The organism is Nocardiopsis sp. JB363 (assembly GCF_900143625.1).
In the GTDB taxonomy this organism is placed as follows: Bacteria; Actinomycetota; Actinomycetes; order Streptosporangiales; family Streptosporangiaceae; genus Nocardiopsis.
In genome coordinates this window covers 16,374-42,510 of sequence record NZ_FRFF01000084.1, presented here as the reverse complement: position 1 = coordinate 42,510, position 26,137 = coordinate 16,374, and the positions used below count along the sequence as shown (strand labels likewise).

Genomic DNA, 26,137 nt, shown 5'->3' with positions numbered 1-26,137 from the left:
TCTCAGCCACGGCGACGCTGCCTCAACAGGAGAAGGATGAACACGACGGCGCCGACGACCCCGAGGATGAGGGACACCGGCACCTCGAAGGGCATGATGATGGTCCGGCCGATCAGGTCGCATACCGTGACGATCCCGATGCCCAGCAGGCACACCCACGGCAGGTTGCCGCGCAGGTCGTCGCCGCGCAGCATCGAGACGACGTTGGGGACGATGAGCCCGAGGAAGGGCAGGTTGCCCACGATCACGGTCACCACGCCGGTCGCCACCGCGATGAGTCCGGTGCCGAGCAGGATGACGCGGTTGTAGTTCAGGCCGACGTTGGTGGAGATCTCCTGGCCCAGGCCGGCGACCGTGAACCGGTCGGCGACGAGGAACACCGCGAGGGCGACCAGGGCCACGATCCACAGCATCTCGTACTGGCCCCGCAGTACCGAGGTGAAGCTGCCGGCGAACCACACACCGAGGTTCTGCAACATGTCGGTCTGCAACGCGATGAAGGTGGACACCGCGCTGACGACGGCGCCCAGCATGATGCCGATGATCGGCACGATGAGCGAGGACCGCAGGGTGACGCGGCGCAGGAAGAGGAAGAACACCATCGTGCCGATGAACGCCGCGATGACGGCGCCGACCATGCGGGTGGTGATGCTCGCGCCGGGCAGCAGGATCATGACGGTGAGCAGGCCGAGTCCGGCCCACTCGGTGGTGCCGGTGGTCGTCGGTTCGACGAAGCGGTTCTGCGTCAGCAGCTGCATGACCAGGCCGGACATCGCCATGGCGGCGCCGGCGAGGACGAGGGCGATCGTGCGCGGAATGCGGGTGATCGCGAACATCTCGTCGCCGTCGTCGGCGCCGAAGACGTCGTACACGCCGGTGAGCAGCGACAGCACGAGCAGTGCGCCCACGACGGCGACGCCGATGAGCAACTTCCAGTCGAAGAGCCGGCCCTTGTCCCGGGAACGCGACGGGGCCGAGGTCGCGGTGGTCATGTTCCGGTGACCTTCCTGCGGCGGCTCGTCCCGGCGGTGACGCTCACGGTGTCACCGCCGGGACGAGGCGGGTAGTGGAGCCGGATCAAGCCTGCGTCTCCAGGGCGTCGGCGAAGGCGTTGAAGAACTCGGTGTAGGTCTGGATGCCCTCATTGGTGTAGGTGTCGACGGGCATGTGGACGATCTGCTCGTCCTCCACGGCGGTCACCTTCGAGAGCGCCTCGGAGCTCGACAGGATGTTCTCGGCGTTCTCATAGCCCTCCTCGTCGGCGGCGACGGCGGCGTCGCGGTCCATCACGAGGATCCAGTCGGGGTCGGAGTCGGCGATCGCCTCGACGGAGATGTCGTCACCCTGGTGGTCGTCGCTGGAGCCGTCGACCTCCAGGGCCGGGGTCAGCCCGAAGATGTCGAAGGCCGGGCCGAGGGTGCGTCCCACGCTCGGGGCCAGGTAGCCGATCTCGCCGCCGGAAGTGGTGACGGCCATGACGGTCGCGTCCTCGTCGTAGACCTCGTTGACCCGCTCGACCGAAGCGTCGAAGTCGGCGATGGTCTGCTCGGCCTCGTCCTGCTTGCCGAAGACCTCGCCCAGCACGGTGGTCTGGCGCTTGAGTTCGGCGTCGAAGGGCTCGCCCTCACGCGGGTCCAGTTCGAGGATGGTCGCTTCGGGCACCAGGGAGGCGAGGTCGTCGTGGTACTGGGCGAAGCGCTGTCCGTTGACGACCAGGTCCGGCTCGGCGGCGACGATCGCTTCGAGGTCGGGCTCCCGGTGCGAGCCGAGGTCGATGATCGATTCGTCCTGCGTGTAGTCGATGGTGTCGGGCATGAGCGACACGGCACCGGCGGACAGTTCCACGCCCCAGTCCGAGAGGGTTTCGAAGGTGCGGTTGTCGGTGGCGACCACCGAGGCGGGCGGGGTGTTGACCGTCTGCGTGCCGTTGTTGTCCTCGACCTCGACGGTGCCGCTCGATGCGGCGGCGTCTTCGGTCTCCTCTTGGCCCGCGGAGCAGGCGGAGAGGGCCAGGGGGGACGCCAGGGTCAGTGAGAGTGCCGCGAACGGACGGACGGGCTTCATGGAGGTCTCCCTTACGAGTTCTTGACGTAGGGGAGCCTAACCTAACCTTCTTGTGGAGTGGGCGGGGGATCCCCTTTTGAGACCTTCTCCTCATTTCATGCCGCTCTGACCAGCGAGTTCGCCGACGGTCCGGTGCTCGTCCGGTCGACCGAACACCGCGCCACCACCACCGGCGAAGGAATGTTCCGAGCGACCCGCGGGTAGCAAAGTACGTGTCGCCGAGAAACACGGGTGCAGGCGCCCCTCTTGTGTGACGTACGGGTTCCATGGCTTCGCGCGCTCACACCGACTAACGTCGGAGGCCACCGGTCGACGCCGGGTCTCCCAGGAAAAGAGCGGTCCTATGCCAGAAGGCAGCACGGCACCACCGAAGAGCAGAAGGGGTAGCGATTTCTCGCGGCTCTCCCTGCGGATCCGTGAAGCCGGGCTCATGGAACGCACGCCCGTCTACTTCACGATCCGGTTGACACTCATCGCTCTGGCCTACGTCGGTGGGTGGACGGCCTTCGTTCTCATCGGGGCGTCATGGTGGCAACTGGTCACCGCCGTCGCCCTGGCGGTGGTGTTCGGCCAGGTAGGGCTGGTCTCCCATGAACTCGCGCACCGACAGATCTTCGACGGTCGTCGCCTCAGCGAGGGTGTGGGTCGACTCGTGGGCAACCTCGGGATCGGCCTGGGCTACGGGTGGTGGCAGGACAAGCACACCCGGCACCACGCCAACCCCAACCACGAGGAATTCGACCCCGATGTTCAAGCGGAACTGTTCGTGTGGTCCCAGGACCAGGCGGATCGGGCCCGGGGCCTTCCTGCGTTCTTCGGCCGGTATCAGGCCTTCCTCTTCTACCCGGTCCTGCTGCTGGAGGCGCTCAACCTCCACTACGGGAGTGTGCGCGCGTTGCTGCGCCCCTCCACCAAGCATCGTGTTCTGGAGGGTGTGCTGTTGGCCGCCCACTTCGTGCTCTACCTCGGGGTGGTCTTCGTGGTCCTGGATCCGCTCCAGGCGGTCGTGTTCATCGTGATCCAACAGGGCCTGTTCGGGGTCTACCTGGGCTGCATCTTCGCGCCCAACCACAAGGGGATGCCGACCTTGAAGAAGGGCGAGAAACTCGACTTCCTTCGCAAGCAGGTACTGACCTCGCGCAACGTCCGAGGTGGGGCCTTCACCGACCTGGCGCTCGGTGGGCTCAACTACCAGATCGAGCACCACCTGTTCCCGAACATGCCCAGCCCTCATCTGGCGAAGGCGCAGCCGATCGTGCGCGACTACTGCGCGGAGATCGGGGTGCCCTACCACGAGACGGGTTTCGTCCGTTCGCACGCGGAGGCGCTCACCCACCTGCACCGAGCGGGTGCCACCCTGCGCGCGAGCACACCCGCCCGAAGCTGAAGTGCCGGCTCAGGCGTCCTGGTCACGCTCGCGGACGCGGGCCGCCTCGGTATGCGAGTCCGGTTCGGTCTCCGGCAACGGCACCGCGCGCAGGATCTCGTTCGCCTCGTTGAACTCGGCGGCCGGCATGGCCCGCAGGGCGCTCACCATCTCCTCGTCCGCCTCCGCGTCCAGGGCGGCGTTGACCACCGCGTCCCGTGTCACCGGGAACCGCATACCTTCCAGGACGTTCCGGAGCCCCTCCAAACCGCGTTCGACACCCATCACTGCCCCCCCCCAAATGGTGGAAGGGCCCGGTCGCACCGCCCCGAGGAGCGGGATCGACCGGACCCGCACGGACAACGGTGGGGCTACCCTGTGCCACCGCCGCTCAATCGCGCGCGTTCCCACACCTGGGCCACGGTGTCGGCCGTGACCACCGAGGCGGAGTGCTTCGCGAGCACGGACAGGGTGTGCTCCTGGGACTCGCGAAGGTAGGAGGCGGTGGCGTCGGCGATGAGGAAGGTGCGGTAACCCGCCTGGAATCCGTCGCGCACGGTGGCGTCCACGCAGCAGTCGGTGGTCAGACCGCACACCGCCAACCAGGTGATCCCTCGGGAACGCAGCAGCACGTCCAGTCCGGTGCCGTGGAAGGCCGAGTAGCGTCGCTTGACCACTACGTCCTCGCCCGGGGCGGGGGAGACCCGGAACCACTCCGCGCCGGTGGTCCCCGCCACGCAGGGTTCCCGCGAAAGCCGTCCGGCGGTGGAGGCATCGAGGAGCCCCCGGAGCCAGAGCGAGGACCACCAAGGGGATTCGGGGTCCTGTTCCAGCCGCACCCAGACCACACGCACACCGGTGGCGCGAGCCCGTTCGACCAGCCAGGACACCCGGGTGACGGCGCTTGACACCCGGGACCGCGCCTCCTCGTCCAGCCAGGGGAGCTGGCCGGGGTCGCAGAAGTCCCGTTGGACGTCCACGACCACCAGCGCGGCCTCCTCCCGCGCCGATGGGACCGGGCGGGGGCGCCCGGTCCCATCGGCGACGTCGATGCTCACGCAGGCGCCTCCGCCGTGGAGCGCAGCATCGGCATCACACGTTCGCCGAACGCCGCGAGGTCCGCGTGGTAGTCGGGGAAGATCAGCATCAGCCCGTCCAATTCGGCCTCCGCGACGATCTCGTTGATCCTCTTGGCCACCGTGGCGGGCGACCCCGTCACGAACGGGGTCTGGAACGCCTCGTCCTCCGGGCGCTCGGCCGTCAGCGACAGGGCCTTGTCCGGGGGAAGTCCCCAGGAACGCTTCATGTTGACGATGGCCTGGATGTCGGCGCCACGGCCGTACTCCAGGCGACGGGCCTCGGCGGCGGCGTCGCTGTCGTCCATGATCACGGTGAGCATCGAGTAGGTGCGAATGGTGCGGCCCTCCCGGGCCGACTCGGCGCGCACCCGCCGGCACGCGTCGCGGAGCCCGGGCAGGTCCTGGGCGGTGAGGAACGACCCGTCGCAGTGACGGGCCTGGAAGGCCAGCCCCGCGGGGGACCGTCCGGCGCCGATGATGGTCGGCGGCGAGGCGGGGTGGGGCAGGGAACGGCAGTCCTCCAAGTCGAAGAACTCGCCGTTCAGCGTCACCGAGTCCTCGGTCCACAGGCGGCGCAGCGCCGTGGCCCACTCCTCGGTGTACCGATAACGGTCGGCGTGCTCCATGTCCTCACGCCACAGACCCATCTGCCGGAACTCGTCGGCGTAGGAACCGACGACGATGTTCATCCCGGCGCGTCCGCCGCTGATCTCCTGGAGGGTGGTGAACATCTTCGCGGCCAGGGCCGGGTGGAAGATGTTGGCGTGGATGGTCGCCCACACTCCGACCCGCTCGGTGGCCTCGGCCAGCCCCGCCATCATCGTCATCGACTCCAGGGTGTGGTCCCAGTGGCCGGTGGCGCCGCCGTATCCGCGCCACTTGCCCATGGACATGATGAAGTCGAAGCCGTGCTCCTCGGCGAGGGCGGCGGAGTGGCGGTTGTAGGCGTAGTCGGACTTCGGGTGGGGCGCCGTCTCGGACACGATCCAACCGCCGCTGCCGATGGGCAGGAAGATCCCGTACTCGGTCCCGGGCGTCGTGGTGTTCGTCATCGTGGTACCTCGGTTCCTCTCGGGTTCACTCGTCGCCGGGCCAGACGACCTCGGTCGCCACGTGGACCGCTTCCAGGAAGCGGGGGTCGAACAGGGGTTCCAGGTCCGGCACCGAGTCCAGTTCGCCGCTGTCCTTGAGGGTCTCCGCCTCTTCCGCCGTCATGGTGAGGTCGATGTAGCCGTTGACCTGGTCGTCCGGGGTGGAGCCGCCCACGAGTTCGCGTTCGGTGTCCCAGACCTTGAGGTTGTGCTCGGTGTCGTATCCGGCCTCGTCGAGCTCGGCGGCGTACCCGACGCACTCCTCGCCGTTCTCCGAGCAGTGGTCGAAGGCCCGGGCGACGGCGCGCAGGAAGTCCTCGACGACGGTGGGGTGTTCCTCTGCCCACTCGGGGTTCGTGGCCATCACCCCGAAGGAGCCGACCACTCCGAAGTCCTCGGGCAGCCACTCGGTGTACTTCTCGTCCATGGCGTCGAGCTGGTGCGGTTCGTTGGAGCGGAAACCGGTGAGCGCCTGGATCTGGTCGCGTGGCAGGACGGAGGGGTCGTAGCCGGCCTCGACCTGTTCGATGGTGTCGACGTCCACACCGGCCTCGACCAGCATGGCCTCCACCGGGGCGGGCAGCATGCTCTGGTGACCCAGGGTCTGCCCCTCCAGATCGGTGAGGTGCTCCACGTTCTGCTGGGTGAGGAGGGTGGAGATGGGCACGTGCCCATAGGTGGCGATGCCGACGACCTCGTGGTCGCGTTCGTTGGCCTGCACGATCTCGGCCTCGTTGCCGGCGGGGGTGAAGTGGGCGGTCCCGGCCGATACCAGTTGGGCGTTGCCCATCACGTCGCCGCTGCCGGGCTGGATCTCCACGTCCAGGCAGAGCGTCTCGAACAGACCCATGGCCTCGGCCGCGATGACCTCCAGCTGGCTGACGGAGGCCTGGTAGTGGTAGCCGGTGACGAAGGTGATCGTCCCGGCCCGCTGGTTGTCCATGCAGCGGTCGTTGTCGATGACGGCCGCGGACGCGCCCTGCTCGGGTGTTTCCTGGCCGCACGCCGAGGCCAGGAGGGCGACCGTGAGGAGTGCCGCGGAGAGGAGTCCGGGACGGATCGGACGGTTCAGGGGGGTCATCGTGGGGGGTTTTCCGTTCTCTGTGGGGTTCATCCGGAGGAATGTCGTCGGGACTCGTGCCAGAACAGCACTCGGTGTTCGATCGCCGTGACCAGCGCGAGCATGGTGAGTCCCATCGCCGCCAGGCAGGTGACGGCGGCGTAGACGAAGTCGAGGCGGGCCGTGGAGGCGGAGTTGCGGATCATGGTCCCGAGGCCGCCGGAGGAACCGGCGGCGACGAACTCGGCGACCACCGCGCCGACCACGGACAGCGGCAGGACGACTCGGAGGGCGGCCAGTGTGTAGGGCAGGCTGCCGGGGAGCCGTAGTCGCAAGAGGACCTCCCAACGGGAGGCGTTCAGTGTCTGGAAGACCTGGAGCACGGTCGGGGGGACCGAGCTCAGGCCGGTCGTCACGTTGATGAGGACCGGGAAGAACGTGATGATCGCGGTGACGATGACCTTGGGGGCCATGCCGAAGCCGAACGCGACCACCAGCGCGGGGGTGATCGCCACGACCGGGGTGACGTTCAGGACCACGGCGATCGGCATGAGGGCACGGCGGACCACCGGTACCTCCGACATGAGGACCGCGAGGACGAAGGCCGAGACCGCGCCCACGGCCACACCGGTCAGGGCGATGCTCAGCGTCGCCCAGGCGTTCCCGAGGAACAGCGCGGGGTTCTCCAACAGGGTCCTGCCGACCTCGCCGAGCCTCGGCAGGATGTACGGGTGCGCTTCGGCCACCGCCGTCCACCCGGCGCCGAGGATCAACAGGAGCACGGTCGTGGGCAGCCACACGAAGGGGTGGAACACGGAACGGCCTCGGAAGCGCCGTTCGGTCGGAGCCCGCTCGGGGTCGGGGGGAGTGGCCGTGGCCGAGGGGCCGATCACCTCGGTGTTCATGGCGCCACCAGCTCCGTGGGGTTGATCCCGGAGCTCCAGGCGCTGCGTAACGACGCACGGACCCGACCCTCCACCTCGTGGGTGCGCGAATCCGAGACGACCTCGCGTTCGCGGGGGCGGGGCAGGTCGACGTCGAGTACGTCGTGGATGCGGCCGGGGCGGGCCGACATCACGACGATCCGGTCGGAGAGCACGACCGCCTCGTGCACGGAGTGCGTCACGAACACGACGGTGGTGGCCCGCCGCTGCCACAACTCCAGGAGCTGCATGCGCAGGGCCTCGCGGGTGAACTCGTCGAGGGCGGAGAAGGGCTCGTCCATCAGCAGTACGTCCGGGCGCAGGCCGAGGGCGCGGGCGATCGCCACGCGTTGGCTCATGCCCCCGGAGAGCTGGTGCGGGTACCGGTGGGCGGAGTCCTCCAGCCCGACCGCGCGCAGCAGGTCGTCGGTGGACTCGTGCGATGTTCCGCGACGCCGGTTGACCAGGGTGGGCAGGGCGATGTTCTGGCGGACGTTCAGCCAGGGCAGCAGCGCCGGGGTCTGGGGGACCAGCCCGATCGCCTTGCGTCGGCACATCTCACGGGGGGTACGGCCGAAGAGGGACACTCGGCCGTGGTCGGGGACGGTGAGTCCGGCCATGACCCGTAGGAGGGTCGACTTTCCGCATCCGCTGGGGCCGATGAGGCTGACGAAGCGGCGGTGCGGGATCTCCAGGTCGATGTCCTGGAGCGCGGGCCTGTCGTAGGCGCCACCCCGGTAACGCTTGGTGAGGTGGCGTATCTCGATATCATCGCTGGTCACAGTGCGTCCGCCCAAGAGGACGGAGCGTTTTTCATCTGGGCATGCGTTTCCATGCACCCTCCGGGGCGTGCTCGGGTAGGAAGTCCCAAGGACGTCAAGGGGAGTGCGGGCGGAAGCGCAAAGGACGTCGGCGGCCCGCGGGGTCGTTGACCCGTCAAAGGTAGGAGTGCCCCATTACCGTTGGGTGAACGGTCGGTCACGGGGGGATATCGTGCGGGGTGCTTCCTCCGCGGTCATCGACCAGAATCGCTTGAATCCGTCTCTGTTCGAGGGCCGCGGACAGCCAACTCCCCTGGCTGAGGAGGGGGGAGAGGTCCGGGCTCAGCGCGAGGATCAGCGTCGCGTCCGGGAAGTGGGAGTCCCGCAGCCAGGCGAGCTTGAAGGCGTCCGCGATGACCTTGTTGCGATGCGCGGACTTGACGCGCCCGCTCGCTCGGGTGGCCTGGACCAGCACCCTGGGCGGGTCGCGGTCGGCCCCGTCGATCCCGACCCGGACGCCACCGGGCAGGGTGAAGCGGTGCGGGGACAGGCGTGTTCCGCACTCGGTGGAGAGCGCCTCGATCATCTTGAGCACGGGTGGTGTGGGGTGGCCGGAGGGGGCCTGTGTGAGTTCCGTCATAAGTGGGACGGTAGTGCACGGAAAGCTTGCCGTGCTGGCTTTGTGCTCATGTGAACGGCCGTTTTCCGGGGCGCGGCCAGGATCTCCGCGCCCCGGATCCTCAGTTCGACTCGGGCCAGACCAGGTCGGAGCCCTCGTGGACCGCTTCGAGGTAACGGGTGTCGAAGAGGGGTGTCAGTTCGGGGATCTCGTCGAGTTCGCCGTTGTCCACGAGGGTCCCCGCCTCCCGCTCGGTCAGGTCGAGGTCGACGAAGCCCCGGGGCTCGCCCTCGGGGGTGGAGGAGACCACCAGTTCGCGTTCGGTCTCCCACACCTTGAGGTTGTGCTCGGTGTCGTAGCCCGCCTGGTCCAGTTCGGCGGCGTACCCCACGCATTCCTCTCCGGCGTCCTGGCAGTGGTCGAACGCGTGGCCGACGGCCCGTAGGAAGTCCTCGGTGGCGGTGGGGTGTTCCTCCGCCCAGGCGGGGCCGGTCACCATCACCCCGAAGGAGCCGACCACCCCGAAGTCCTCGGGCAGCCACTGGGTGTACTCCTCACCCAGGTCGTCGAGCCGGTGCGGCTCGTTGGAACGGAAACCCGTGAGCGCCTGGACCTGGTCGCGCGGCAGCACGGAGGGGTCGTAGCCGGCCTCGACCTGTTCGACGGAATCGACGTCCACGCCCGCTTCGACCAGCATGGCCTCCACGGGGGCGGGCAGCATGCTCTGGTGGCCCAGGGTCCGCCCCTCCAACTCAGTGAGGTCGTCGATGCCGGATCCGGTGAGCAGCGTGGAGATCGGCACGTGCCCGTACGTGGCGACGCCGACGATCCCGTGGTCGCGCGTGTCCGCCTGGAGGACCTCGGCCTCGTTGCTCATCGCGGTGAAACGGGCGGTGCCCGCGGATACCAACTGGGCGTTGCCCATCAGGTCGCCGTTGCCGGGTTGGATCTCCACGTCCAGGCACAGGGCGTCGAAGTACCCGAGGGCGTCGGCGGCGATGACCTCCAGTTGGGTGACGGAGGCCTGGTAGTGGTAGCCGGTCACGAAGGTGATCGGCCCGGCCTCCCGGTTGGTGTCGCACCGCTCCTGGTCGATGGCGACGGCGACCTCCGGGGCGTCGTCGCCGTCCCCGCCACAGGCCGTGGCGAGGAGGGCGGTGGCGGCCAGTGCCGCGGCCGGGCCGAGGAGTCGGGAGCGGCGCTGGGAAGGGACGGGCATCGGGTGGTTCTCTTTCGTTCGTCGCCGGCCCTCTGGCCGGTTCCGCCGTGGCGGGTGGTTCATCCGCGGGTGGGACGTCGGGAGTCGTGCCAGAACAGCAGGCGCTTCTCCACCAGGGTGACCAGGGTGAGCAGGAGCACGCCCATCGCCGCCAGGCAGGCGACACCGGCGTAGACGTGGTCCAGGCGCGCGGTGGAGGCCGAGTTGCGGATCATCGTTCCCAGACCCCCGGAGGACCCCGCGGCCACGAACTCGGCGACGACCGCGCCCACCAGGGACAGCGGCAGCACCACACGCAGCGCGGCCAGCGTGTAGGGCAGGCTGCTGGGGACGCGCAGGCGCAGCAGCACCTCCCAGCGGGAGGCGTTCAACGTCCGGAAGACATGCAGGACGGGGAGCGGCACCGAACGCAGGCCGGTGGCCACGTTGACCAGCACGGGGAAGAACGTGATGATCGCGGTGACGATGACCTTGGGGGCCATGCCGAAGCCGAACGCGACCACCAACGCGGGGGTGATCGCCACGACCGGGGTCACGTTCAGGACCACCGCGAACGGCATCACCGCTCGGCGCACCACCGGGATCTCCGACATCAGCAGGGCCAGCAGGAACGCGCTGCCCGCGCCCACGCCCACACCGACCAGGGCGATGCTCAGCGTCGCCCAGGCGTTCTCCAGGAACAGCAGCGGGTCGCCGACCAGGGCGGTGCCGACCTCGCCGAGTCCCGGCAGGATGTACGGATGGGCTTGGGCCACCACCGACCAGGCCAGGCCGAGCACGACCAGGACCACGGTGGCGGGCAGCCATGTGTTGGGGTGCAGGACCGATCGTCGACGGGAGCCCCGCGCGGGCGCGGGAGCCTCGGGCTCCGGCGCGGGTGGGACCGTGGCGCTGGGGACCGGGGTCGGCGGCACCGAACCGGTGCCCTCCGCCTCGTCGGTGACGCGGGTGGCGATACCCGCCTCCTCTCTCACAGCGGAACGAGGTCGTCGGGGGCGGCGCCGGCCTTCCACGCGCTCTGCAGCGAGGCGCGGACCCGGTCCTCCAGGTCGTGCATGTGCGGGCCCTTCACGACCTTCCGGTCACGAGGCCGGGGCAGGTCGACGTCGAGGACCTCGTGGATGCGGCCGGGGCGGGCCGACATCACGACGATCCGGTCGGAGAGCACGACCGCCTCGCGGACGGAGTGCGTCACGAACACGACCGTGGTCGCCCGCTGTTGCCACAGACCCAGGAGTTGGTACTGAAGGGCCTCGCGGGTGAACTCGTCGAGCGCGGAGAAGGGTTCGTCCATCAGCAGTACGTCCGGGCGCAGACCGAGGGCGCGGGCGACGGCGACGCGTTGGAGCATGCCGCCGGAGAGTTCGTGCGGGTACTGGTCGGCGGACTCCTCCAACCCGACGGCGCGCAGCAGCTCGTCGGGGGAGTCGATCTTCGAACCGGCGCGGCGGTTGACCTTCCCCGGCAGGGCGACGTTCTGGCGGACGGTGAGCCAGGGCAGCAGGGCCGGGGTCTGGGAGACCAGGCCGATGGCCTTGCGTCGGCTCGCCTGCTTCGGGCTCCGGCCGAGCAGGGAGACCTGTCCGGTGTCGGCGCGGTCCAACCCGGCGAGGATGCGCAGCAGGGTGGACTTTCCGCATCCGCTGGGGCCGATGAGGCTGACGAACTGGCGGTGCGGGATCTCCAGGTCGATGTTCTGGAGCGCGGGACGGTCCAGGCGTGCGCCCGGGTGACGTTTGGTGAGGCCGCGCACCTCGATCCCGGCGGTCACCGCGGTTCCACGGTGGTCGGCCGGGCGCCCTCGGCCCGGGTGTGGTGTCGCACTGTGCACTCTCCAGGTTTTCGTCCTCGGGCGGGTACGGACGGGCCGTAGGGCCCCTCATACCCGCCGGTAGGTCCCCACTTGAGTGACGATAGTTGACCGCGTTTTCTTCCGTACCGCCGCTGTGCCCTTGTTCACCTGGGGCGGCGGGGAGCGAAACCGGAGGTCGCCCGGCCGAGGTGGCCTCGTTCGACCACCTCGGGCCGAGGTGGACCGAGGGTCCGACGCGTCACCCCCGAGCGGCCCGCAGCATGCGCAGCTGTCCGATCTCGGCGGCGTTCTTCATCAGTTCGGCGTTGACCCACCAGGCCGTGTCCACCCGGGTCCGTCCCTCCGGCCAAGGGAAGGCCGTGGGAGCGTCCAGGTCGATCCCTTCGAGGGCCTCGCGCCACTCCGCCCCCAGTTCGCGCAGCCAGGGCACGGCCCCCTCCTCGCCCGGCCAGGTCACCTCGGTGCGTTCCCGTACCGGGCGTTCCAGGACGTGGTCGAGGGTGACCGACCACCACCAGCCGATGTGCCAGGTGATCCAGGCGATGGTCGGTACCGGCACCGGGTCGGGTTCGGTCTCGGCCCAGTCCGGGTGCCAACGGCCGTCGGCTCGGTGGTGCACGGTCCAGCAGAGCGGGCCGGGTTCCCAGAGGTGGTCCTCCGGACTCAGGCGTTCCAGGTGGTATTCGAACAGCGCCCAGGTCAAGTCGTACTGGTCGCGCAGCAGGTCACGTCGGGGATCGGACATGCGCCCAACCTCTCACGTGACTCCGACCCGGGGAAGTTCTTTTCCCCGACACGGTCGACGCGCCGAAACCTACAATGTCGAAGGTGCTCGACAAGGTGAGGAAGTGGCTGGGAGAACACGTGGTGCTGGTCGACACGATCAGCGTCGCTCCCTTCCTGTCGCTGGCCGTGGGCTCGTACCTCGGGGCCATCGCCGCGGACCCCTCGAACACCTCGCTCCTCCGCGTGGCCTTCGCGGTCGCGCTGTTGCTGCCACTGGTGCTGCGGCGGACCCTGCCCATGACGGTGTTCACGGTCATCGCCGTCGTGGCCGCGATGCAGATGGTCTCGCCGGTCGGGTTGATCGTCGCCGACCTCGCGCTCCTGGTGGCCCTGTACACCGTCGCGGCACGCGGTGATCCGGTCCGGGCGGTCGCCGCGCTGGTGATGGTCGAGGCCGGTTTCCTGGTCGCCCTCCTGCGGTCCGAGTACGTCGGTTGGGATGACTGGGACACCTTCGCCCTGTACACCTGCCTCATCCTGCTCTTCTGGGTGGTGGGTCTCTACGTGAAGGCGCGTCGGCGCCATTTCGCGGGGTTGGAGGAACGGACGCGGTGGCTGGAACGGGAGCGGGACGCCCGCGCGCGGGTCGCGGTGGCCGAGGAGCGCGAGCGCATCGCCCGCGAGATGCACGACGTGGTGGCGCACAACCTGAGCGTGATGGTGGTGCAGGCCGAGGGCGCCACGTACGCGATCGACCAGGACCCCGCGCGTGCCAAGAACGCCCTGGGGACCATCGCGGCGACCGGAAGGTCGGCTCTGGCGGAGGTCCGCGAAATCCTCGGGGTCCTTCGTGAGGGCGGTGACGAGGAGGAGTACGCCCCGCGGCCCGGCCTGGAGCAGGTGGAACAGGTGGTCGAGCGGGTCCGCGAAGCGGGTCTGCCGGTGGAGTTCACCGTCGACGGACCCCGGCGCGGGCTGTCGGCCGGGGTGGAACTCGCCGCGTACCGCGTGGTCCAGGAGGCGTTGACCAACACGCTCAGGCACGCCGGGCCCGAGGTGGGCCGGGTCCTGGTGCGGGTGCGCTACGGCGAGGACGCCCTGGAATTGAGCGTCCGCGACGACGGTCGGGGCGGCGGGTCCGTCGCCGAGGTCGAGCCCGAGGTCGAACCCGAGGCCGGGTCCGAGGCCGGATCCGGGGCCGTGGACGGCGACGGCGGTGGACACGGTCTGATCGGTATGCGCGAGCGGGTCTCGGTGTACGGCGGTAGCGTGCGCGCGGGGCCCCGCGCCGACGGAGGCTTCGAGGTGGTGGCGTCACTGCCGCTGCGGTCCGACACCGGGTGAGCCGAGAGGCCGAGAAGGAGAGCAGTGAACGCACCGGACGAACAGCCCCGGGAGACGATCCGCGTCGTCCTGGTCGATGACCAGGAGCTGGTGCGAACCGGCTTCCAGATGGTCCTGGACTCTCAACCCGACATGCGGGTCGTGGGCCAGGCCGGGGACGGGGCCCAGGCCCTGCGTCTGTTGGAGACCGTCGCGGCCGACGTCGTCGTCATGGACGTGCGGATGCCCCGCATGGACGGGGTGGCGGCCACACGCCGGCTCCGTGCCACGGCCGGCGGTCCGCGGGTGCTGATGCTGACCACCTTCGACCTCGACGAGTACGTCTACGCGGCGCTGCGGGCCGGGGCCAGCGGATTCCTGCTCAAGGACGCGCCGTCCTCCGCCCTGTTGTCGGCGATCCGCTCCGTTCACTCCGGCGACGCCGTGGTCGCCCCCAGCGCCACGCGACGCCTCCTCGACCGGTTCGCCGACCGCCTGCCCGGGGGAGAGGAAGAGGACCGTCATGGATCCCTGGACTCCCTCACGCCCCGCGAGCGGGAGGTTCTGGTGCTGATGGCCCGTGGGTACTCCAACACCGAGATCGCCGGCCGACTGTACGTGTCCGAGACGACGGTCAAGACCCACGTGCGTCGGATCCTGACCAAACTCGACCTGCGCGACCGCGTCCAGAGCGTGGTCCTGGCCTACGAGATCGGTCTGATCGAGCCTGGCGGAGACGGGCGGGTCAGCGGACGTCGCGTCGGTCCAGGAGAACCGCCGCACCGGCCACCAGCGCGACCGTGAGCGCGAGGGCCACGGCCACAAGGACGCCCAACGCGGGAAGGGCGACCGAGCCGTCGTCGGCGAAGGCACCGGTCCCCACCTGGGTCGCCCGGCTCACCAGGCCGTACGGCAGGAGCAACGACGGGGCCTCCACCCGGGTCAGCAGCAGGAGCGTGCCGACGGTCGCCCCCGCCAGGGCCACGGCGACGGGGGCCGCGAAGGACCGCATCAGCATGGACAGGCCGGACTGTAGGGCGGCCAGTGGGAGACAGGCCACGACGATCACCACGCTGACCGCGAGGTACCGGGGCGGTAGGAGGCCGGGCAGGTCGAACACCAGCTTCCCGGCCACGATCACGCCGACCACCAGGACCGCCTGAAGGGCCGCCGCCAACGCGGCCGTCACGGTCGTCTTGGCGACCACGATGTCCAGACTGGAGGTGACGCGCCCCATCAGCGCGTTCCAGTTGCCGCCTCGGTGTTCTACCCGCCACACCAGGGAGGCGAGCACGGCCACCCCCGCGGCCAACGGGAACAGGCCGTAGAAGACCACGATCCGCATCCACAGGGTGTGCCAACCGTCGCCCGGCGGCTGCCCGGAGACGAGGGTGTTGACCACGCCCGTGACCACGGCCATCAGCGGCAGGAACAGCACCACGGCCCAGCTCAGCGAGCGTCGCAGTTTGACGAGTTCGGCACGGATCGCCCCCATCATCGGGCCTCCTGTCGGTCGAACAACCGGGTGAGGGCGAGGAACACGGCCCCGCCCACCACACCCAGGACGATCACGCTCGGATGGTGCGGGTCGAGGTCGACCACACCGACTTCGGTCAGGTCCACGGGTATGGCCAGCCCGTAGTAACTCCACGGGGGCAGCAGGTGCCCGATCCACGGGGGCAGCCCGGTTCCGGTCAGGGCCACGAACGTGCCCAGGACACCGACGCCCAGGCTCACCAGCTGGTTGGGGACGCGCGCCGACAACAGGATGTGCAGGGCGAGCAGCACCAGGTTGATCACCAGCACCGAGGCGGTGTGGCCCAGCCACTGCCCCGTGGGGAAGTCGACGGAGATACCGACCGCCCATCCCAGGGCGGCCACCAGCGCGCTCTGCGCCAGCGTCGCCCCCGCCACCAGGGAACCCGTGGCGACGAACTTGGCACGGCACAACCCGCCCGCGGTCACCCCCGAGGTCTGGGAGAGGAACCAGCCGTTGCCCTGGTGCTCGATGTCGATCTGCCGACCGGCCACGATCGCCAAGAGGAGGGGAGAGATCAGGGCCACCGCCAACGCCGGCCCTCCGAGCAGCCATTGCCAGGGGCGCGCGTCGGGATCGTCGACCGCGTCCAGGAAACCGGGGGCGGTGAACGTCAATGAGGAGAAAGCGACCACGCCGACGACCATGACGGCGAGCACGGGCAGCGTGCGCAGGCGTCGCATCTTGGCGAACTCGGCGACCACGACTCGACCGGTCACAGACCCCGCCCCCCGGTCAGATCCATGAACACGTCCTCAAGGGACTGTTCCTCCCGCCGCACTCCGTGGACGGGGATTCGTTCGTGGACCAGCCGATCCACCAGGTGCGCGGTGGCGGCGTGGTCGAGTCCGGGCACGCGCACGCGGTCTCCGTCACGGACCGCGTTCCACCGGCCGGCCAGGGTGGTCGCGCGCTCCGGTTCCGGGGTGTCGACGAGCACGTCGGGGGTGGAACGGGAGAACAGTTGCTCCCGGGTCCCCTGGAAGAGCATGCGTCCGCCCGCCAGGATTCCCAGCACGCTCGCGGTCCGATCGATCTCGCCCAAGAGGTGGCTGGAGACCATCACGGTGATCCCCCGTGCGGCCAGCCGGGTGAGCAGGTCCCGCACCTCCTCGATCCCGGCGGGGTCGAGACCGTTGGTGGGTTCGTCGAGGATCAGCACGCGCGGTTCTCGGGCCAGCGCCATGGCGATGCCCAGGCGCTGTCGCATCCCGAGGGAGTACTCGCGCACACGCTTGTCGAGGTGGTCCTGTAGGCGGACGGTTTGTACTGCTCGCTGGACCTGTCCCTGGTCCAGGTCGAGCAGGTGCCGCACCAGCCGCATGTTCTCGGCGCCGGTGAGGTGGCCGTAGGCCGGTGGGGCCTCGATCAGCGAACCGATCTCGCCCAGGAGTTCACGGCGGGTGGACCGTCGCATCGGACGGCCCAGGACGTGGACCTCGCCGGCGGTGGGGCGCACCAGCGACAGCAGCATCTTCATCGTGGTCGACTTCCCGGAACCGTTGGGTCCCAGGAAGCCGTAGACACAGCCCTGCGGTACCCGCAGGTGCAGGTCGTGGACGACCGTCCGCTTTCCGTAGGTCTTCTTCAGGTCATGGGTGATGATCGCGTTGGACACGGTCGCAGTGTGGCTTTTCGGACGGGTCGGAGTCGTCTACCCGTGGGAGGAGACCACCGTCGTCCTCAAGGAGGACCTCGGGGTGCGGAGCGGCGGTGTTCAGGCCTTGGCGCGGCTCTCGATCCCCGCCAACAGGTCGGCGGTGAGCCATCGGAGCCGGCGGTCCCTGAGGGCAGGCGCTAGAGTCCTGTGTTCCGACAAGCGCCGGGCTCCCTACCGATGATCTTGCTCGTAGCGCCATGTTGGGCGCCCGAATGGGCGCTACGAGCAAGATCATCGGAACCCAGGGGCCGGCGAGCTGATCTAGGAGCGCCCGTGGAGACGATCCGGCTGGTGACGATGGACGACGCGGAGGAACTGACCGCGCTGCTGGTCCGCAACCGGAGGTTCCTCGCCCCCTGGGAGCCGTTGCACGACGACGACCACTTCACCCTCGCCGTGCAGCGCGCGCTCTTGGAGAGCGCCCTCACCGATCATGGGAACGGGCGGCGGCTACCGCTCGTGATCCTCGACGGTGGGCGTATCGTCGGGCGGCTCAGCCTGAGCGGGATCACCCGCGGGGGTCTACAGTCGGCGGCCGTCGGCTACTGGGTGGCGGCCGACAGCAACGGGCGCGGCCTCGCGACCCGGGCGCTCGCCGAGGCGGTCGAACTGGCCTTCGGTGAGCTGAACCTGCACCGGCTCCAGGCCGAGACTCTCCCGGAGAACGCCGCGTCCCAACGCGTCCTGGAACGCAACGGCTTCACCCGGTTCGGTGTCGCCCCGGAGTATCTGCGCATCGCCGGGAAGTGGCGCGACCACCACCTCTTCCACCGGATCAACCGGGACTGGCAGCCCTGAGGTTCACCGGTCCTCGCGGGTGGTGAGTTCCTCGTCGGCGATGGCCCGGAACCCGGCGATCAGGGAACGCAACCCGAACTCGAACCCCGTTCCACCGAACAGGATCCCCCCTTCGGCCAGGGCCCACTGAAGGGTCTCGGAGCTGCGGTAGGCCGCCTCGATCTCCTGACCCCGGTCGCTCATCGGGTCGCCCACCCCCTCCGCGAAGGCGGTCTGCACGGCGACGGTGGCCGCCCCGCGCACGTAGGCGTCCAAGGCGTCGATCATGTCCAGCCGAGTCTGCGCGCTCAGGTCAGTGCCATCGAAGATCCGCAGCGCCGAGTCCAGCCAGGTCAGCATGGACGGACCGTACTCGCGCACGGACAGGCGCAACTCCAGCACCCACGGATCTTCCCGGAAGGTCACCCAGTCCTGTCGGGCCCACGCCTCCAACTTCTCGAACCAGGTGCCGGGGTGTTCGTGGGGAAGCCCGTCTCGGGCCACCACCGTGTCCAGGATCAGGGACTCCAAGGCTTGGCGCCCCTTGACGTAGGTGTACAGGGTCCCGGGGGCCACCCCCAACCGTTCACCGAGGGCGCGCATGGTGAGCGCGCGCAGCCCGTCGGCCTTCACCAACGCGACGGAGGTGTCCACGATGAGCTCGATGGACAAGCGTCGACGGGGCCCGGGGGTGCGACGACCCGCCGGGCCCCGGCCGGCCCCCTGGGCCGGTTCCGTTCCGGGTGTCGTGACCATCAGCCCAATCTAGTCATACTTCGACGGTTGTCCGTGCCGGTGTCTTTCGAGAGGTCAGGTGGCGCAGCAGCCGTTCGAACGGCCCCTGCGCTCCACGGCGTTCCATCAGAGCGGCGATCACCACCGTGAACAGCCACAACGCGATGGCGTATAGCGCCATCGTGGAGTTGGTGAACCAGCCGCCCAGCCCCAGCCCCCAGGCGGACAGCATCGGCGCCATGATGATCGAGTGGGTCAGGTAGCCGCTCAGCGAACGCTTGCCCAGGGCCGCCACGGAGGTGATGACCACCGGGGGCCGACCCCGGCGCTCCAACCGGGTGGAGATCAGGACGAACAGCGCGGCGTAACCCAGACCCTGAGCCAGACCACTGGTCCAGACCATCCCGCCGAAGGCGGCGCTCGACAATCCGTAGAAGGGTGCGACCTCGAAGGCGCCCACGTGGTGCAGGGCCGCCGGGAGCGAACCGGCCAGGCCTAGGGGGATGCCGAAGAGGGCGGTGTTGCGCAGCAGCCGGCGGTGGCGCTCGGGTTCCTCGATGACGCGGTGCCGAGCCGCCCAGAACCCGATGAGCATCGCGGTGGGCAGCACCACGCCGAAGGCGTTGATGAAGAGCAGCGACACCCACGACATCAGCCGGACCACCATCGAGGCCAGGTAGTTCTCCTCGCCGCTGCCGTTGAGCCCGCCGAACTCGTCCGGTCGCGTCGCCATGGCGGGACCGGACGGGTCCACCACCAGGAGCGTGACCAGGGTGGCGACCGCCAGGACGAACACCAGGGACAGCAGGGTGACGCCGAGGATGATCCCGCCGCGCAGCCGCCGTTCGCTTCCGCCGAGGAACAGGGAGCACAGGACCAGGCCGATGATCCCGTAGGCGGCCAGCACCTCCGAGCCCAGGAGTAGGGCCGCGTGCACGAACCCGAACAGGAGCAGCCACCGGTTGCGGCTCCGGATGACGGTGTGCGCCTCCGAGTTCGAGGCGCCGCGGGCCAGCCGGCCGTTGAGGGCCTGCACGAGCCCGTATCCGACCAGGAAGGCGAAGAGCGGATAGGAGCGCACGTCCAGCAGCGCGATCATCAGGAACTGGGTGACGCTGTCCGCCGCCGTGGTCGGTTCGGAGAAGTTGGCGGATCGTTCGTGGGTGCCCCCGTACAGGAAGATCGCCGTGTTCGACAGCACGATCATCAGCAGCATCGAGCCCCGGGCGAAGTCCGGCGCGAGTAGTCGTTTCTTCGTGGCGGTCCCTGCCACGCTGCCCTCTGTCATCCCGGTCCCCGCCTCTCGCGTGCATCCTTGAACACTGTTCATAATTGTAGGTCAGGGTGCACGACGCCTTCAAGACCACCCGTGTGACCGCATGCGGACAGCAGAAAGGGCCCGAGTGGATCACCACCCGGGCCCCACGGTCCTATCTCCTACAAGAGGAAGACGCTCAGGACCATGATCGCGCCGAAGGCCGCCACACCCTCGATGGCCGTCGCCACCGTCAGGGTCCGGTAGGCGGTCGCCACCGGGATGCGGCTGAGCTGCGAGACGACCCAGAAGTAGGAGTCGTTGGCGTGCGAGACCACCATCGCGCCCGCGCCCACCGCGAGCACGGACAGCACCATGCCCATCGTGGAGTCCAGACCCAGCGAACCCAGCATGGGGGCGAGCAGCGCCGAGGTGCTGACGATCGCCACCGTGGACGAACCCTGCGCGGTCTTGAGCGCCGCGGAGATCAGGAACGGCACCGCCAGGCCGATACCCAGGCCGCTGAGGTTGTCCGCGAGGAAGTCGGTCAGCGGGGAGGCGGCCAGCACCGCGCCGAAGGCCGCGCCGGCACCGGTGATCAGCAGGATCGGCGCGGCGATGGTCACCGAGTCGTTGATCTGCTCGTTGAAGCTCGCCAGCTTCCCGTTGCCGCGCAGCAGCGTCAATGCGGCGGCCAGGCCGATGATCAGCGCGATCACCGGGGTGCTCAGGAAGGACGCCACCTCGAACAGGGTGCCTCCGCCCAGCGGCTGCGAGGGCAGCTTGACGACCGAACCGAAGCAGATCAGGAGCAGCGGCAGCAGGATCGGCAGGAACGCCAGGAAGGCGTTGGGCAGCTTGCCGTAGCTCTCGCGCAGCTCGTCGTAGGAGCGGGTGTCGATCTCCTCCTCGCTGGAGGCGGGGATCGGGGTGAACTCCTTGCGCGCGAACGTGCTCGCGTAGATCAGACCGGCGATCGCGGCCACGGCCGCGACCGGCAGACCGAGGGCGATGATCAGCCCGAGACTGTCGGTGATGCCGATGTTCTCCGCGGCGGCCAGCGGACCCGGGGTCGGTGGCACCAGCGTGTGCGTGGCGTACAGGCCGGTCATCAGCGCGATCGAGGTGGCCAGCGCGGACACCCCGGTGCGCACGGTGATGGCCTTGCGCAGCGAGTTCAGGATGACGTAACCGGAGTCGCAGAACACCGGAATGGAGACGATGTAGCCGATCAGGGACATCGTCAGGTTCGGGAATCGGGTGCCGATCACCTTGATCAGCGCCTCGGCCATCGCGATCGCGGCGCCGGAGCGCTCCAGGATCACACCGATCATGGTGCCGAACAGGATGACGAGGCCGATGTTGCCGAGCGTGCTGCCGAACGCCTCCGTCACCGTCGTGACGATGTCCGCCAGCGGCAGTCGGAAGGCGAAGGCGCCCAGGATGGCGGCGCCCATCAGCGCGAGGAAGGGGCTGACCTTCCACCGCGCGGTGACGAGCACGATGCCCGCCACGAGTAGAACGAGGATGAGGAGTGCGGTCACGGTCGTGGTTCCTTAGTGGTGCCCGGCACGGGTCGCACGGTGCTCGGGAGTCCGGGGTGGGTGAGGAGCCGACAGCACTGGTAGGCCGTCGAGATGATCTCTGGGAGGGCCTCGTCCCGCATTTCCTCCAGCGTCCGGGGGCCCGGAGCGATGGAGAGGGCCGCGGTGACCCCTGAGCGGTGGAGTTCGTCCGCCGTGACCGACACGCTGCCCGCGATCACCACGACGGGCACGTGGGCGGGGGTGAGTCGGCGCACCGCGTCGACCACCTTCCCGCCGAGGGACTGGCTGTCGAACCGGCCCTCGCCGGTCAGGACCAGGTCGGCCCCGCCCAGCAGTCGCTTCGCGTCGAGGACCTCGGCCACCATCTGAGAACCCGGGAGGAGTTCGGCGCCCAGGACCGATGACAGGGTCGCGGGAATGCCGCCGGCGGCGCCCATACCCTCCACGTCACGCAGGCACGAGCCGGTGACATCGGCCAGCACGTCGGCCAACCGGCCCAGACCGGCGTCGAGCACCTCGACGTCCTCCGGGCCGGCGCCCTTCTGTGGTCCGAAGACCGCGGCGGCGCCCCGTTCCCCGACCAGCGGGTTGGTGACGTCGCAGGCGATCCGCCACCGGACCTCGCGGGCGCGCGGGTCGACTCCGGACAGGTCCACGTCGGCCAGGTTCTGGAGGTGGCCGCCCCCGTCGGGGAGTTCGGTGCCCTCGGCGTCCAGGAAGCGCGCCCCTAGTGCGCCGAGCATGCCGGTGCCGCCGTCGGTGGACGCGGAACCGCCGATGCACAGCAGGATCTCCTCGACCCCGCGGTCGAGGAGTTCGGTGGCCAGACGGCCCACGCCTCGGCTGCTCGCCTCGCGTGGTCGGAGTTCGACGTCGGAGACACCGGGCAGGCCGTTGGCCTCCGCCGCCTCGATCACGCCGGTCCGGCCGTCGTCGGAGACGCCGAAGCGGGCGCGGGTGGGGCGGCCGAGCGCGTCGGTGGTCTCCACCGTGAGGGCGTCGGTTCCCCAGGCGCCGAGCAGGGCGTCGAGGGTGCCCTCGCCGCCGTCGGCGAAGGGCAGGGTGTGGACGGTCACGGCCAGGTCCTGCTCGGTGAACGCCTCACGGGCACCTTGGGCCATGGCCTCGGCCACCTCGACGGCGGACGCACTGCCCTTGAACGAGTCGGGGATCACCGCGACGCGTGCGACGGCCGACTCGTCATGTTCGTGCAACTCCTGGGACATGACGCAGATCATAGAATCCAGTTCGGTGCATTTCGACGGCGTAGCGCCCAGTCTTCCTGCGCCTTTGTTCGGGGTCTATGTGCTAAATGCCCAGTGCCGTCTCCGCGTAGAGACACATGTGCAGTGTGGTCAGGTGATCCGGGCGACGGATGTCCAACCCCGTCGTGGCCCGGATCCGCTCCACCCGTTGCAGCAGGGTGTTGCGGTGGACGTACATCGTGTCGGCTGCCTCGCGCATGGAGGCGGAGGACGCCATGGCCTCGACCGTGCGGCGCTGGCCCTTCGTCAGTGGGGTGGCCCTCGCGGCCATCCGGGTCAGGGAACGGCGGGGTAGGTGGGCCACCGCCACCGCGACCTCCCGCGACCAGCTTTCGGGGTCTTCCAGGCTCGGGAGTAGGGCGGCGTACCTGCACAGCGCTCGGGATTCCTCGGCGTACGACAGGAGGGTCTCCACGTCGTCGGTCAGCGGGGTCTGCGCGTGCTTGCTGTTGGAGGACAGCCCCAGGCCGTTGGGTGCCGGCGTGCGGCCCGAACCGATCACCCACAGGGCGCCGTGCAGCACTGCGGCTCGTCGGGAGCCCTTGCCGTTGACCCTGGTCACGGCGGTCTCGGCCGGTGATGGTGGGGAGGCGCCGCCGTCCTGCCGTGGGGTGTTCGCCGTCCACAGGGCCAGCGACCACGGTGGTTTCAGCCCAGCGGCCATGAGGCGGGCCCGGGCGTCTTCCCCACGGGTGGTGCCGGAACTCAAGGACGCGATGAGGTCCCGGGCCTCGGTGTGCCGTCGGCTCACCGCGTCCTGTTCGTGTTCCTGGGCGATGAGCAGTTGGACGGTCAGCGCGACCACCCGGGCGAGTGGTTCGACATCGCGCGGGCTGCCGGTCACCCCCACCACGCCGCGGAGTTCTCCGTCGATGAAGAGGGGTTCGTTGGCGCCGGGCCGGTCCGAGGTGTCGGGTTCGGGCGTGGTGACCAGGACCCGGCGACGTTCGGAGATGGCACGTTGGGCGCCCCGATGCAGGCTGCCTACGCGGGAGGGGTCGAGGCAGGCGATGATCGTGCCGTGCTCGTCCATCACGTTGATGTTGTGGCTGATCGTGGGTGCGATGAGGTCGACCACCCGCTGGGCGAGCTCGCTGCTCAGGGGTGCCCGTCGCCGGTCTTCGGGCATGCCTCAAGGGTATTGGTGCCGGTCAGGTCGGCGGGGGAATCGTCCCGACCTCTACCGGTCGTCGCCCCGGGCAGGGTACAGTCGTCGCGGGAATGCTGTTCAGGTACAGCACACGACGGCCCGCTGGTCTCAGACCAGCGGGCCGTCGTTGTTGTTGCTAGAGATCGTGGGTTTGGGTGGTGGACAGCAGAGCCGCCCACTCGGAAGCCGGGAACAGTAGGTATCCCTGCTCCCTGTTCTGGGTGTCGCGCACGGCGGACGCCCCTGGGGCATCGGCGACCTCGACGCAGTTCTGACCGGTCGCGCTGCTGTAGCTGCTCTTGCGGAATGCCAGGTGGGTTGCGGTAGGCATGGCGGTCCTCTAGTCGATCAGGGCCTTCAGGAAGTCACGTGATGCCTCGACGCTGAGTGCCTGGGCGTGCACGCGGTCGTACAGCGTCTCGTAATGGTCCATGACCACCGGGTCCTCCGGCAACAGCCCGCTCACGGACTGCTCCAAGTACACCGTGGAAGGGTCCATGGGGAAGTCCAGAATCACGAACTGGCCGGTCATCGCCGGGTGCGGGCCCGCAGAGAACGGGAGGACCTGGATCCGTACTCGGGCGTCGGGCTGCTGTGCGTCGAGGAGGCGCTGTACCTGACCGGGGAGAACATCGGCGGGGATGCGGTGGAACACTGCTTCGTCGAGGACCGCCCACAACTGAGGGCCGGCCTCAGGAGCGAGGAGGGTCTGGCGCATCATGCGCGCCTCGACGCGTCGCTCTACCTCCCGGTCATTGGGGACGCCCGAGCTGATGAGTGCACGCGCGTACTCCTCGGTCTGGAGAAGACCTGGGATGAAGGAGACCTCGTATGTGCGGATGCGGGTGGCTTCGGTTTCGAGGTCGACGTAAGCGCCTGAGCCGAGCACATCGGAGTAGTTCACCCACCATCCGGTCTGGGATGCCTCCGTGGCGGTGCGCACGTAGGACGCCCGCTCGGCTTTGTCGATCACGCCGTAGACGTCCAGGAGTGCAAGTAGGTCGTCGGTGTGAAGACGCTTCCACTGCTGGGTTTCCAACCGAGTGAGCTTGGCGGCGGACCACGGCCGGTCGGGACGGAGCGCTTTCGCCTTCTTGGCCACGGCGTCCACGGTGAGACCGCTTGCCGACCGGAGTGCGTCGAGTTGCCGGGACAGGCGCTTTCTTCGCAGCGTAGGGCTGGCGGCCAAGGTGTCGACGCTCCCTCTGGGACGGCTCATCCGGACTCCTGATCCTACGCTCCGCGCATGAAAACCTGACATTTGTCGCATCATTCACTTTTGCTGGTTAGTGCATAAGGATCTTAATATTCATCTGACATGGATATTGCAGATAAGCGTTTGATGGGGCAGCATGGCACTACCTGAACAGCCGCTGGCCCCCCATCCGGCATCCGAACCAGGAGGTGCGTGCCCGTGGCCGCCCGATACCTGAACCCGAGTGAACTCGTCTACGTCCGATGGCGTGCCGCTGAGAACACCCGATGGCGTAGGCCGCGCCGAGCCGCTCGGGTTCGCGCCTTTGCCCCGCAGCCTCCGCGTCCCCCGCTGGTTCCGGAACCCCGACGGCCCGTGGACACCACCGACCTCGACCTGCTCCGCCGGGTCCTGGCCGGACTCCACCGACTCCCGGAGGTGGCGTGAGGTGTTCCCTCCGTCCTGCACCGAAGCGCGCCTCAACAGCCACGGATCCACTCGAACCTGCTGCCTTGACGTCGACCACGACGGCGACCACATGGACGCCGCCGGCAACACCTGGGAACCGCCCGGACAGACCCTGCTGCGCCTCACCGCGCGATGGGGCCGCACCCACCGGATCGCGTGGACCGGGAAGCTGTGGCTGGCCACGCACCGCGACCGCCGTTCCCACTGGCGAACCGAGATCGAGCCGACCCCCGAACTCCTGGAGGCCAGCCTCCGCAAGCACCACGGCCACCCGCCCGGACCGCCGGCCGGCCACACCTTCCACCCCGGGAGGAGTACTCGTGCCTGATCAGCAGCAAGGCGAGGACCCCGAGAACGCTCCCCTCACCCCCGAGGAAGAGCAGGCCTGGGAGGCGCAAGGACTGCGTATGGAACGGACCTACGGCACGACCGAACCCGATCCGGGCGCCTAGTGCGGTGACCGCGAAGGTTCACCGGCTCGACCTGTCCCCGTGATCTTGCTAC

At 69.1% G+C, this 26,137-nt stretch carries 30 protein-coding genes; 7 read left to right on the top strand and 23 right to left on the bottom strand.

Translation table 11 applies throughout. The features are described 5' to 3' along the window. Nucleotides 1-2: 2 nt before the first annotated feature. Nucleotides 3-992, bottom strand: coding sequence for an ABC transporter permease (locus BQ8420_RS12505; protein WP_087098576.1), 990 nt, complete (start codon nt 990-992; stop codon nt 3-5). Nucleotides 993-1,077: 85 nt separating this feature from the next. Continuing rightward, entirely contained in the window at nt 1,078-2,064 is a 987-nt protein-coding gene (locus tag BQ8420_RS12500) for a siderophore ABC transporter substrate-binding protein (protein ID WP_087098574.1), read from the bottom strand. Nucleotides 2,065-2,494: 430 nt separating this feature from the next. On the opposite strand from BQ8420_RS12500, the gene BQ8420_RS12495 reads away from it, so the two are divergent. After that, nucleotides 2,495-3,451: an acyl-CoA desaturase gene (locus tag BQ8420_RS12495; RefSeq protein ID WP_087098572.1), complete on the top strand. Its 957-nt coding sequence runs from the start codon at nt 2,495-2,497 to the stop codon at nt 3,449-3,451. Nucleotides 3,452-3,460: 9 nt separating this feature from the next. Here BQ8420_RS12495 and BQ8420_RS12490 read toward each other — a convergent pair whose 3' ends face one another. From BQ8420_RS12490 to BQ8420_RS12440, 11 genes are all read right to left on the bottom strand, one after another. Further along, nucleotides 3,461-3,715 (bottom strand): DUF2795 domain-containing protein, encoded by a 255-nt coding sequence (locus BQ8420_RS12490; RefSeq protein ID WP_087098570.1) that lies wholly within the window; start codon nt 3,713-3,715, stop codon nt 3,461-3,463. 86 nt (nt 3,716-3,801) lie between these two features. Continuing rightward, nucleotides 3,802-4,488 carry a cysteine hydrolase family protein gene (locus tag BQ8420_RS12485; RefSeq protein WP_087098568.1) on the bottom strand — a complete coding sequence of 229 codons (687 nt, stop codon included), beginning with the start codon at nt 4,486-4,488 and terminating at the stop codon, nt 3,802-3,804. Next, nucleotides 4,485-5,561, bottom strand: coding sequence for an LLM class flavin-dependent oxidoreductase (locus BQ8420_RS12480; RefSeq protein ID WP_087098566.1), 1,077 nt, complete (start codon nt 5,559-5,561; stop codon nt 4,485-4,487). Before BQ8420_RS12480 ends, BQ8420_RS12485 begins: the two co-directional genes overlap by 4 nt. A 25-nt stretch (nt 5,562-5,586) precedes the next feature. Then, nucleotides 5,587-6,681 carry an ABC transporter substrate-binding protein gene (locus BQ8420_RS12475; RefSeq protein ID WP_087098564.1) on the bottom strand — a complete coding sequence of 365 codons (1,095 nt, stop codon included), beginning with the start codon at nt 6,679-6,681 and terminating at the stop codon, nt 5,587-5,589. 29 nt (nt 6,682-6,710) lie between these two features. After that, nucleotides 6,711-7,565 carry an ABC transporter permease gene (locus BQ8420_RS12470; RefSeq protein WP_087098562.1) on the bottom strand — a complete coding sequence of 285 codons (855 nt, stop codon included), beginning with the start codon at nt 7,563-7,565 and terminating at the stop codon, nt 6,711-6,713. Beyond that, nucleotides 7,562-8,365, bottom strand: a complete 804-nt coding sequence (locus BQ8420_RS12465) for an ABC transporter ATP-binding protein (protein ID WP_087098560.1) — start codon at nt 8,363-8,365, stop codon at nt 7,562-7,564. The genes BQ8420_RS12470 and BQ8420_RS12465 overlap by 4 nt, the downstream gene beginning before the upstream one ends. Before the next feature lie 196 nt (nt 8,366-8,561). Beyond that, nucleotides 8,562-8,984 (bottom strand): hypothetical protein, encoded by a 423-nt coding sequence (locus BQ8420_RS12460; RefSeq protein ID WP_235006128.1) that lies wholly within the window; start codon nt 8,982-8,984, stop codon nt 8,562-8,564. Nucleotides 8,985-9,084: 100 nt separating this feature from the next. Further along, nucleotides 9,085-10,182: an ABC transporter substrate-binding protein gene (locus BQ8420_RS12455; protein WP_087098558.1), complete on the bottom strand. Its 1,098-nt coding sequence runs from the start codon at nt 10,180-10,182 to the stop codon at nt 9,085-9,087. Nucleotides 10,183-10,241: 59 nt separating this feature from the next. After that, nucleotides 10,242-11,156, bottom strand: a complete 915-nt coding sequence (locus BQ8420_RS12450; RefSeq protein WP_200815912.1) for an ABC transporter permease — start codon at nt 11,154-11,156, stop codon at nt 10,242-10,244. After that, nucleotides 11,153-11,953 carry an ABC transporter ATP-binding protein gene (locus BQ8420_RS12445; protein WP_087098556.1) on the bottom strand — a complete coding sequence of 267 codons (801 nt, stop codon included), beginning with the start codon at nt 11,951-11,953 and terminating at the stop codon, nt 11,153-11,155. The genes BQ8420_RS12450 and BQ8420_RS12445 overlap by 4 nt, the downstream gene beginning before the upstream one ends. Before the next feature lie 280 nt (nt 11,954-12,233). Then, nucleotides 12,234-12,740 carry a DinB family protein gene (locus BQ8420_RS12440; protein ID WP_087098554.1) on the bottom strand — a complete coding sequence of 169 codons (507 nt, stop codon included), beginning with the start codon at nt 12,738-12,740 and terminating at the stop codon, nt 12,234-12,236. Between the two features lie 83 nt (nt 12,741-12,823). Between BQ8420_RS12440 and BQ8420_RS12435 the strand changes: the two genes are divergently transcribed. Then, on the top strand, nt 12,824-14,065 hold the full coding sequence (locus tag BQ8420_RS12435; RefSeq protein WP_235006126.1) for a sensor histidine kinase: 1,242 nt from the start codon (nt 12,824-12,826) through the stop codon (nt 14,063-14,065). A gap of 24 nt (nt 14,066-14,089) precedes the next feature. Continuing rightward, nucleotides 14,090-14,848: a response regulator transcription factor gene (locus BQ8420_RS12430; protein WP_200815911.1), complete on the top strand. Its 759-nt coding sequence runs from the start codon at nt 14,090-14,092 to the stop codon at nt 14,846-14,848. On the opposite strand, the gene BQ8420_RS12425 is transcribed toward BQ8420_RS12430, so the two are convergent. The 3 genes from BQ8420_RS12425 to BQ8420_RS12415 are packed head-to-tail and all read right to left on the bottom strand — an operon-like array spanning nt 14,790 to nt 17,199. Next, nucleotides 14,790-15,542, bottom strand: coding sequence for an ABC transporter permease (locus BQ8420_RS12425; RefSeq protein WP_369825501.1), 753 nt, complete (start codon nt 15,540-15,542; stop codon nt 14,790-14,792). The two genes, BQ8420_RS12430 and BQ8420_RS12425, sit on opposite strands and share 59 nt — an antisense overlap. After that, the gene (locus BQ8420_RS12420; RefSeq protein ID WP_087098548.1) at nt 15,539-16,300 is read right to left on the bottom strand and encodes an ABC transporter permease; all 762 of its coding nucleotides are present in this window, start codon (nt 16,298-16,300) and stop codon (nt 15,539-15,541) included. Before BQ8420_RS12420 ends, BQ8420_RS12425 begins: the two co-directional genes overlap by 4 nt. Then, nucleotides 16,297-17,199, bottom strand: coding sequence for an ABC transporter ATP-binding protein (locus tag BQ8420_RS12415; protein WP_087098546.1), 903 nt, complete (start codon nt 17,197-17,199; stop codon nt 16,297-16,299). The genes BQ8420_RS12420 and BQ8420_RS12415 overlap by 4 nt, the downstream gene beginning before the upstream one ends. A 315-nt stretch (nt 17,200-17,514) precedes the next feature. Between BQ8420_RS12415 and BQ8420_RS12410 the strand changes: the two genes are divergently transcribed. Further along, nucleotides 17,515-18,039 (top strand): GNAT family N-acetyltransferase, encoded by a 525-nt coding sequence (locus BQ8420_RS12410; protein WP_087098544.1) that lies wholly within the window; start codon nt 17,515-17,517, stop codon nt 18,037-18,039. A gap of 3 nt (nt 18,040-18,042) precedes the next feature. On the opposite strand, the gene BQ8420_RS12405 is transcribed toward BQ8420_RS12410, so the two are convergent. The 7 genes from BQ8420_RS12405 to BQ8420_RS12375 all read right to left on the bottom strand — a co-directional run bounded on the left by BQ8420_RS12405 (nt 18,043) and on the right by BQ8420_RS12375 (nt 25,189). Further along, complete coding sequence (locus tag BQ8420_RS12405) at nt 18,043-18,774, bottom strand: TetR/AcrR family transcriptional regulator (RefSeq protein ID WP_087098542.1); 732 nt, start codon at nt 18,772-18,774, stop codon at nt 18,043-18,045. Between the two features lie 13 nt (nt 18,775-18,787). Beyond that, nucleotides 18,788-20,026 carry a DUF418 domain-containing protein gene (locus tag BQ8420_RS12400; RefSeq protein WP_235006125.1) on the bottom strand — a complete coding sequence of 413 codons (1,239 nt, stop codon included), beginning with the start codon at nt 20,024-20,026 and terminating at the stop codon, nt 18,788-18,790. Between the two features lie 164 nt (nt 20,027-20,190). After that, nucleotides 20,191-21,552, bottom strand: a complete 1,362-nt coding sequence (locus tag BQ8420_RS12395; RefSeq protein ID WP_087098540.1) for a GntP family permease — start codon at nt 21,550-21,552, stop codon at nt 20,191-20,193. Then, nucleotides 21,549-22,793, bottom strand: a complete 1,245-nt coding sequence (locus BQ8420_RS12390) for a glycerate kinase (protein ID WP_087098538.1) — start codon at nt 22,791-22,793, stop codon at nt 21,549-21,551. The genes BQ8420_RS12395 and BQ8420_RS12390 overlap by 4 nt, the downstream gene beginning before the upstream one ends. A 70-nt stretch (nt 22,794-22,863) precedes the next feature. Continuing rightward, nucleotides 22,864-23,949 carry a sugar diacid recognition domain-containing protein gene (locus BQ8420_RS12385; protein WP_087098535.1) on the bottom strand — a complete coding sequence of 362 codons (1,086 nt, stop codon included), beginning with the start codon at nt 23,947-23,949 and terminating at the stop codon, nt 22,864-22,866. 157 nt (nt 23,950-24,106) lie between these two features. Next, the gene (locus BQ8420_RS12380) at nt 24,107-24,301 is read right to left on the bottom strand and encodes a DUF397 domain-containing protein (protein WP_087098533.1); all 195 of its coding nucleotides are present in this window, start codon (nt 24,299-24,301) and stop codon (nt 24,107-24,109) included. A gap of 9 nt (nt 24,302-24,310) precedes the next feature. After that, the gene (locus BQ8420_RS12375) at nt 24,311-25,189 is read right to left on the bottom strand and encodes a helix-turn-helix transcriptional regulator (RefSeq protein ID WP_369825500.1); all 879 of its coding nucleotides are present in this window, start codon (nt 25,187-25,189) and stop codon (nt 24,311-24,313) included. A 195-nt stretch (nt 25,190-25,384) separates the two neighbouring features. On the opposite strand from BQ8420_RS12375, the gene BQ8420_RS12370 reads away from it, so the two are divergent. From BQ8420_RS12370 to BQ8420_RS33025, 3 genes are read left to right on the top strand one after another with little or no spacing between them, the layout of a single operon-like run. Then, nucleotides 25,385-25,612: a hypothetical protein gene (locus tag BQ8420_RS12370; RefSeq protein WP_087098699.1), complete on the top strand. Its 228-nt coding sequence runs from the start codon at nt 25,385-25,387 to the stop codon at nt 25,610-25,612. A gap of 1 nt (nt 25,613) precedes the next feature. After that, the gene (locus BQ8420_RS12365) at nt 25,614-25,961 is read left to right on the top strand and encodes a hypothetical protein (RefSeq protein WP_235006123.1); all 348 of its coding nucleotides are present in this window, start codon (nt 25,614-25,616) and stop codon (nt 25,959-25,961) included. Then, entirely contained in the window at nt 25,954-26,085 is a 132-nt protein-coding gene (locus BQ8420_RS33025; protein ID WP_255404866.1) for a hypothetical protein, read from the top strand. The genes BQ8420_RS12365 and BQ8420_RS33025 overlap by 8 nt, the downstream gene beginning before the upstream one ends. The last annotated feature ends 52 nt before the right edge of the window (nt 26,086-26,137 follow it).

Coding starts and splice junctions, on each gene's coding strand:
- BQ8420_RS12495 (WP_087098572.1), top strand. CDS start 2,495: ATGGAACGCACGCCCGTCTACTTCACGATCCGGTTGACACTCATCGCT.
- BQ8420_RS12475 (WP_087098564.1), bottom strand. CDS start 6,681: ATGACCCCCCTGAACCGTCCGATCCGTCCCGGACTCCTCTCCGCGGCA.
- BQ8420_RS12390 (WP_087098538.1), bottom strand. CDS start 22,793: ATGATCTGCGTCATGTCCCAGGAGTTGCACGAACATGACGAGTCGGCC.
- BQ8420_RS12470 (WP_087098562.1), bottom strand. CDS start 7,565: ATGAACACCGAGGTGATCGGCCCCTCGGCCACGGCCACTCCCCCCGAC.
- BQ8420_RS12375 (WP_369825500.1), bottom strand. CDS start 25,189: ATGAGCCGTCCCAGAGGGAGCGTCGACACCTTGGCCGCCAGCCCTACG.
- BQ8420_RS12455 (WP_087098558.1), bottom strand. CDS start 10,182: ATGCCCGTCCCTTCCCAGCGCCGCTCCCGACTCCTCGGCCCGGCCGCG.
- BQ8420_RS12480 (WP_087098566.1), bottom strand. CDS start 5,561: ATGACGAACACCACGACGCCCGGGACCGAGTACGGGATCTTCCTGCCC.
- BQ8420_RS12425 (WP_369825501.1), bottom strand. CDS start 15,542: ATGATGGGGGCGATCCGTGCCGAACTCGTCAAACTGCGACGCTCGCTG.
- BQ8420_RS12405 (WP_087098542.1), bottom strand. CDS start 18,774: ATGGTCACGACACCCGGAACGGAACCGGCCCAGGGGGCCGGCCGGGGC.
- BQ8420_RS12490 (WP_087098570.1), bottom strand. CDS start 3,715: ATGGGTGTCGAACGCGGTTTGGAGGGGCTCCGGAACGTCCTGGAAGGT.
- BQ8420_RS12385 (WP_087098535.1), bottom strand. CDS start 23,949: ATGCCCGAAGACCGGCGACGGGCACCCCTGAGCAGCGAGCTCGCCCAG.
- BQ8420_RS12460 (WP_235006128.1), bottom strand. CDS start 8,984: ATGACGGAACTCACACAGGCCCCCTCCGGCCACCCCACACCACCCGTG.
- BQ8420_RS12505 (WP_087098576.1), bottom strand. CDS start 992: ATGACCACCGCGACCTCGGCCCCGTCGCGTTCCCGGGACAAGGGCCGG.
- BQ8420_RS12500 (WP_087098574.1), bottom strand. CDS start 2,064: ATGAAGCCCGTCCGTCCGTTCGCGGCACTCTCACTGACCCTGGCGTCC.
- BQ8420_RS12380 (WP_087098533.1), bottom strand. CDS start 24,301: ATGCCTACCGCAACCCACCTGGCATTCCGCAAGAGCAGCTACAGCAGC.
- BQ8420_RS12440 (WP_087098554.1), bottom strand. CDS start 12,740: ATGTCCGATCCCCGACGTGACCTGCTGCGCGACCAGTACGACTTGACC.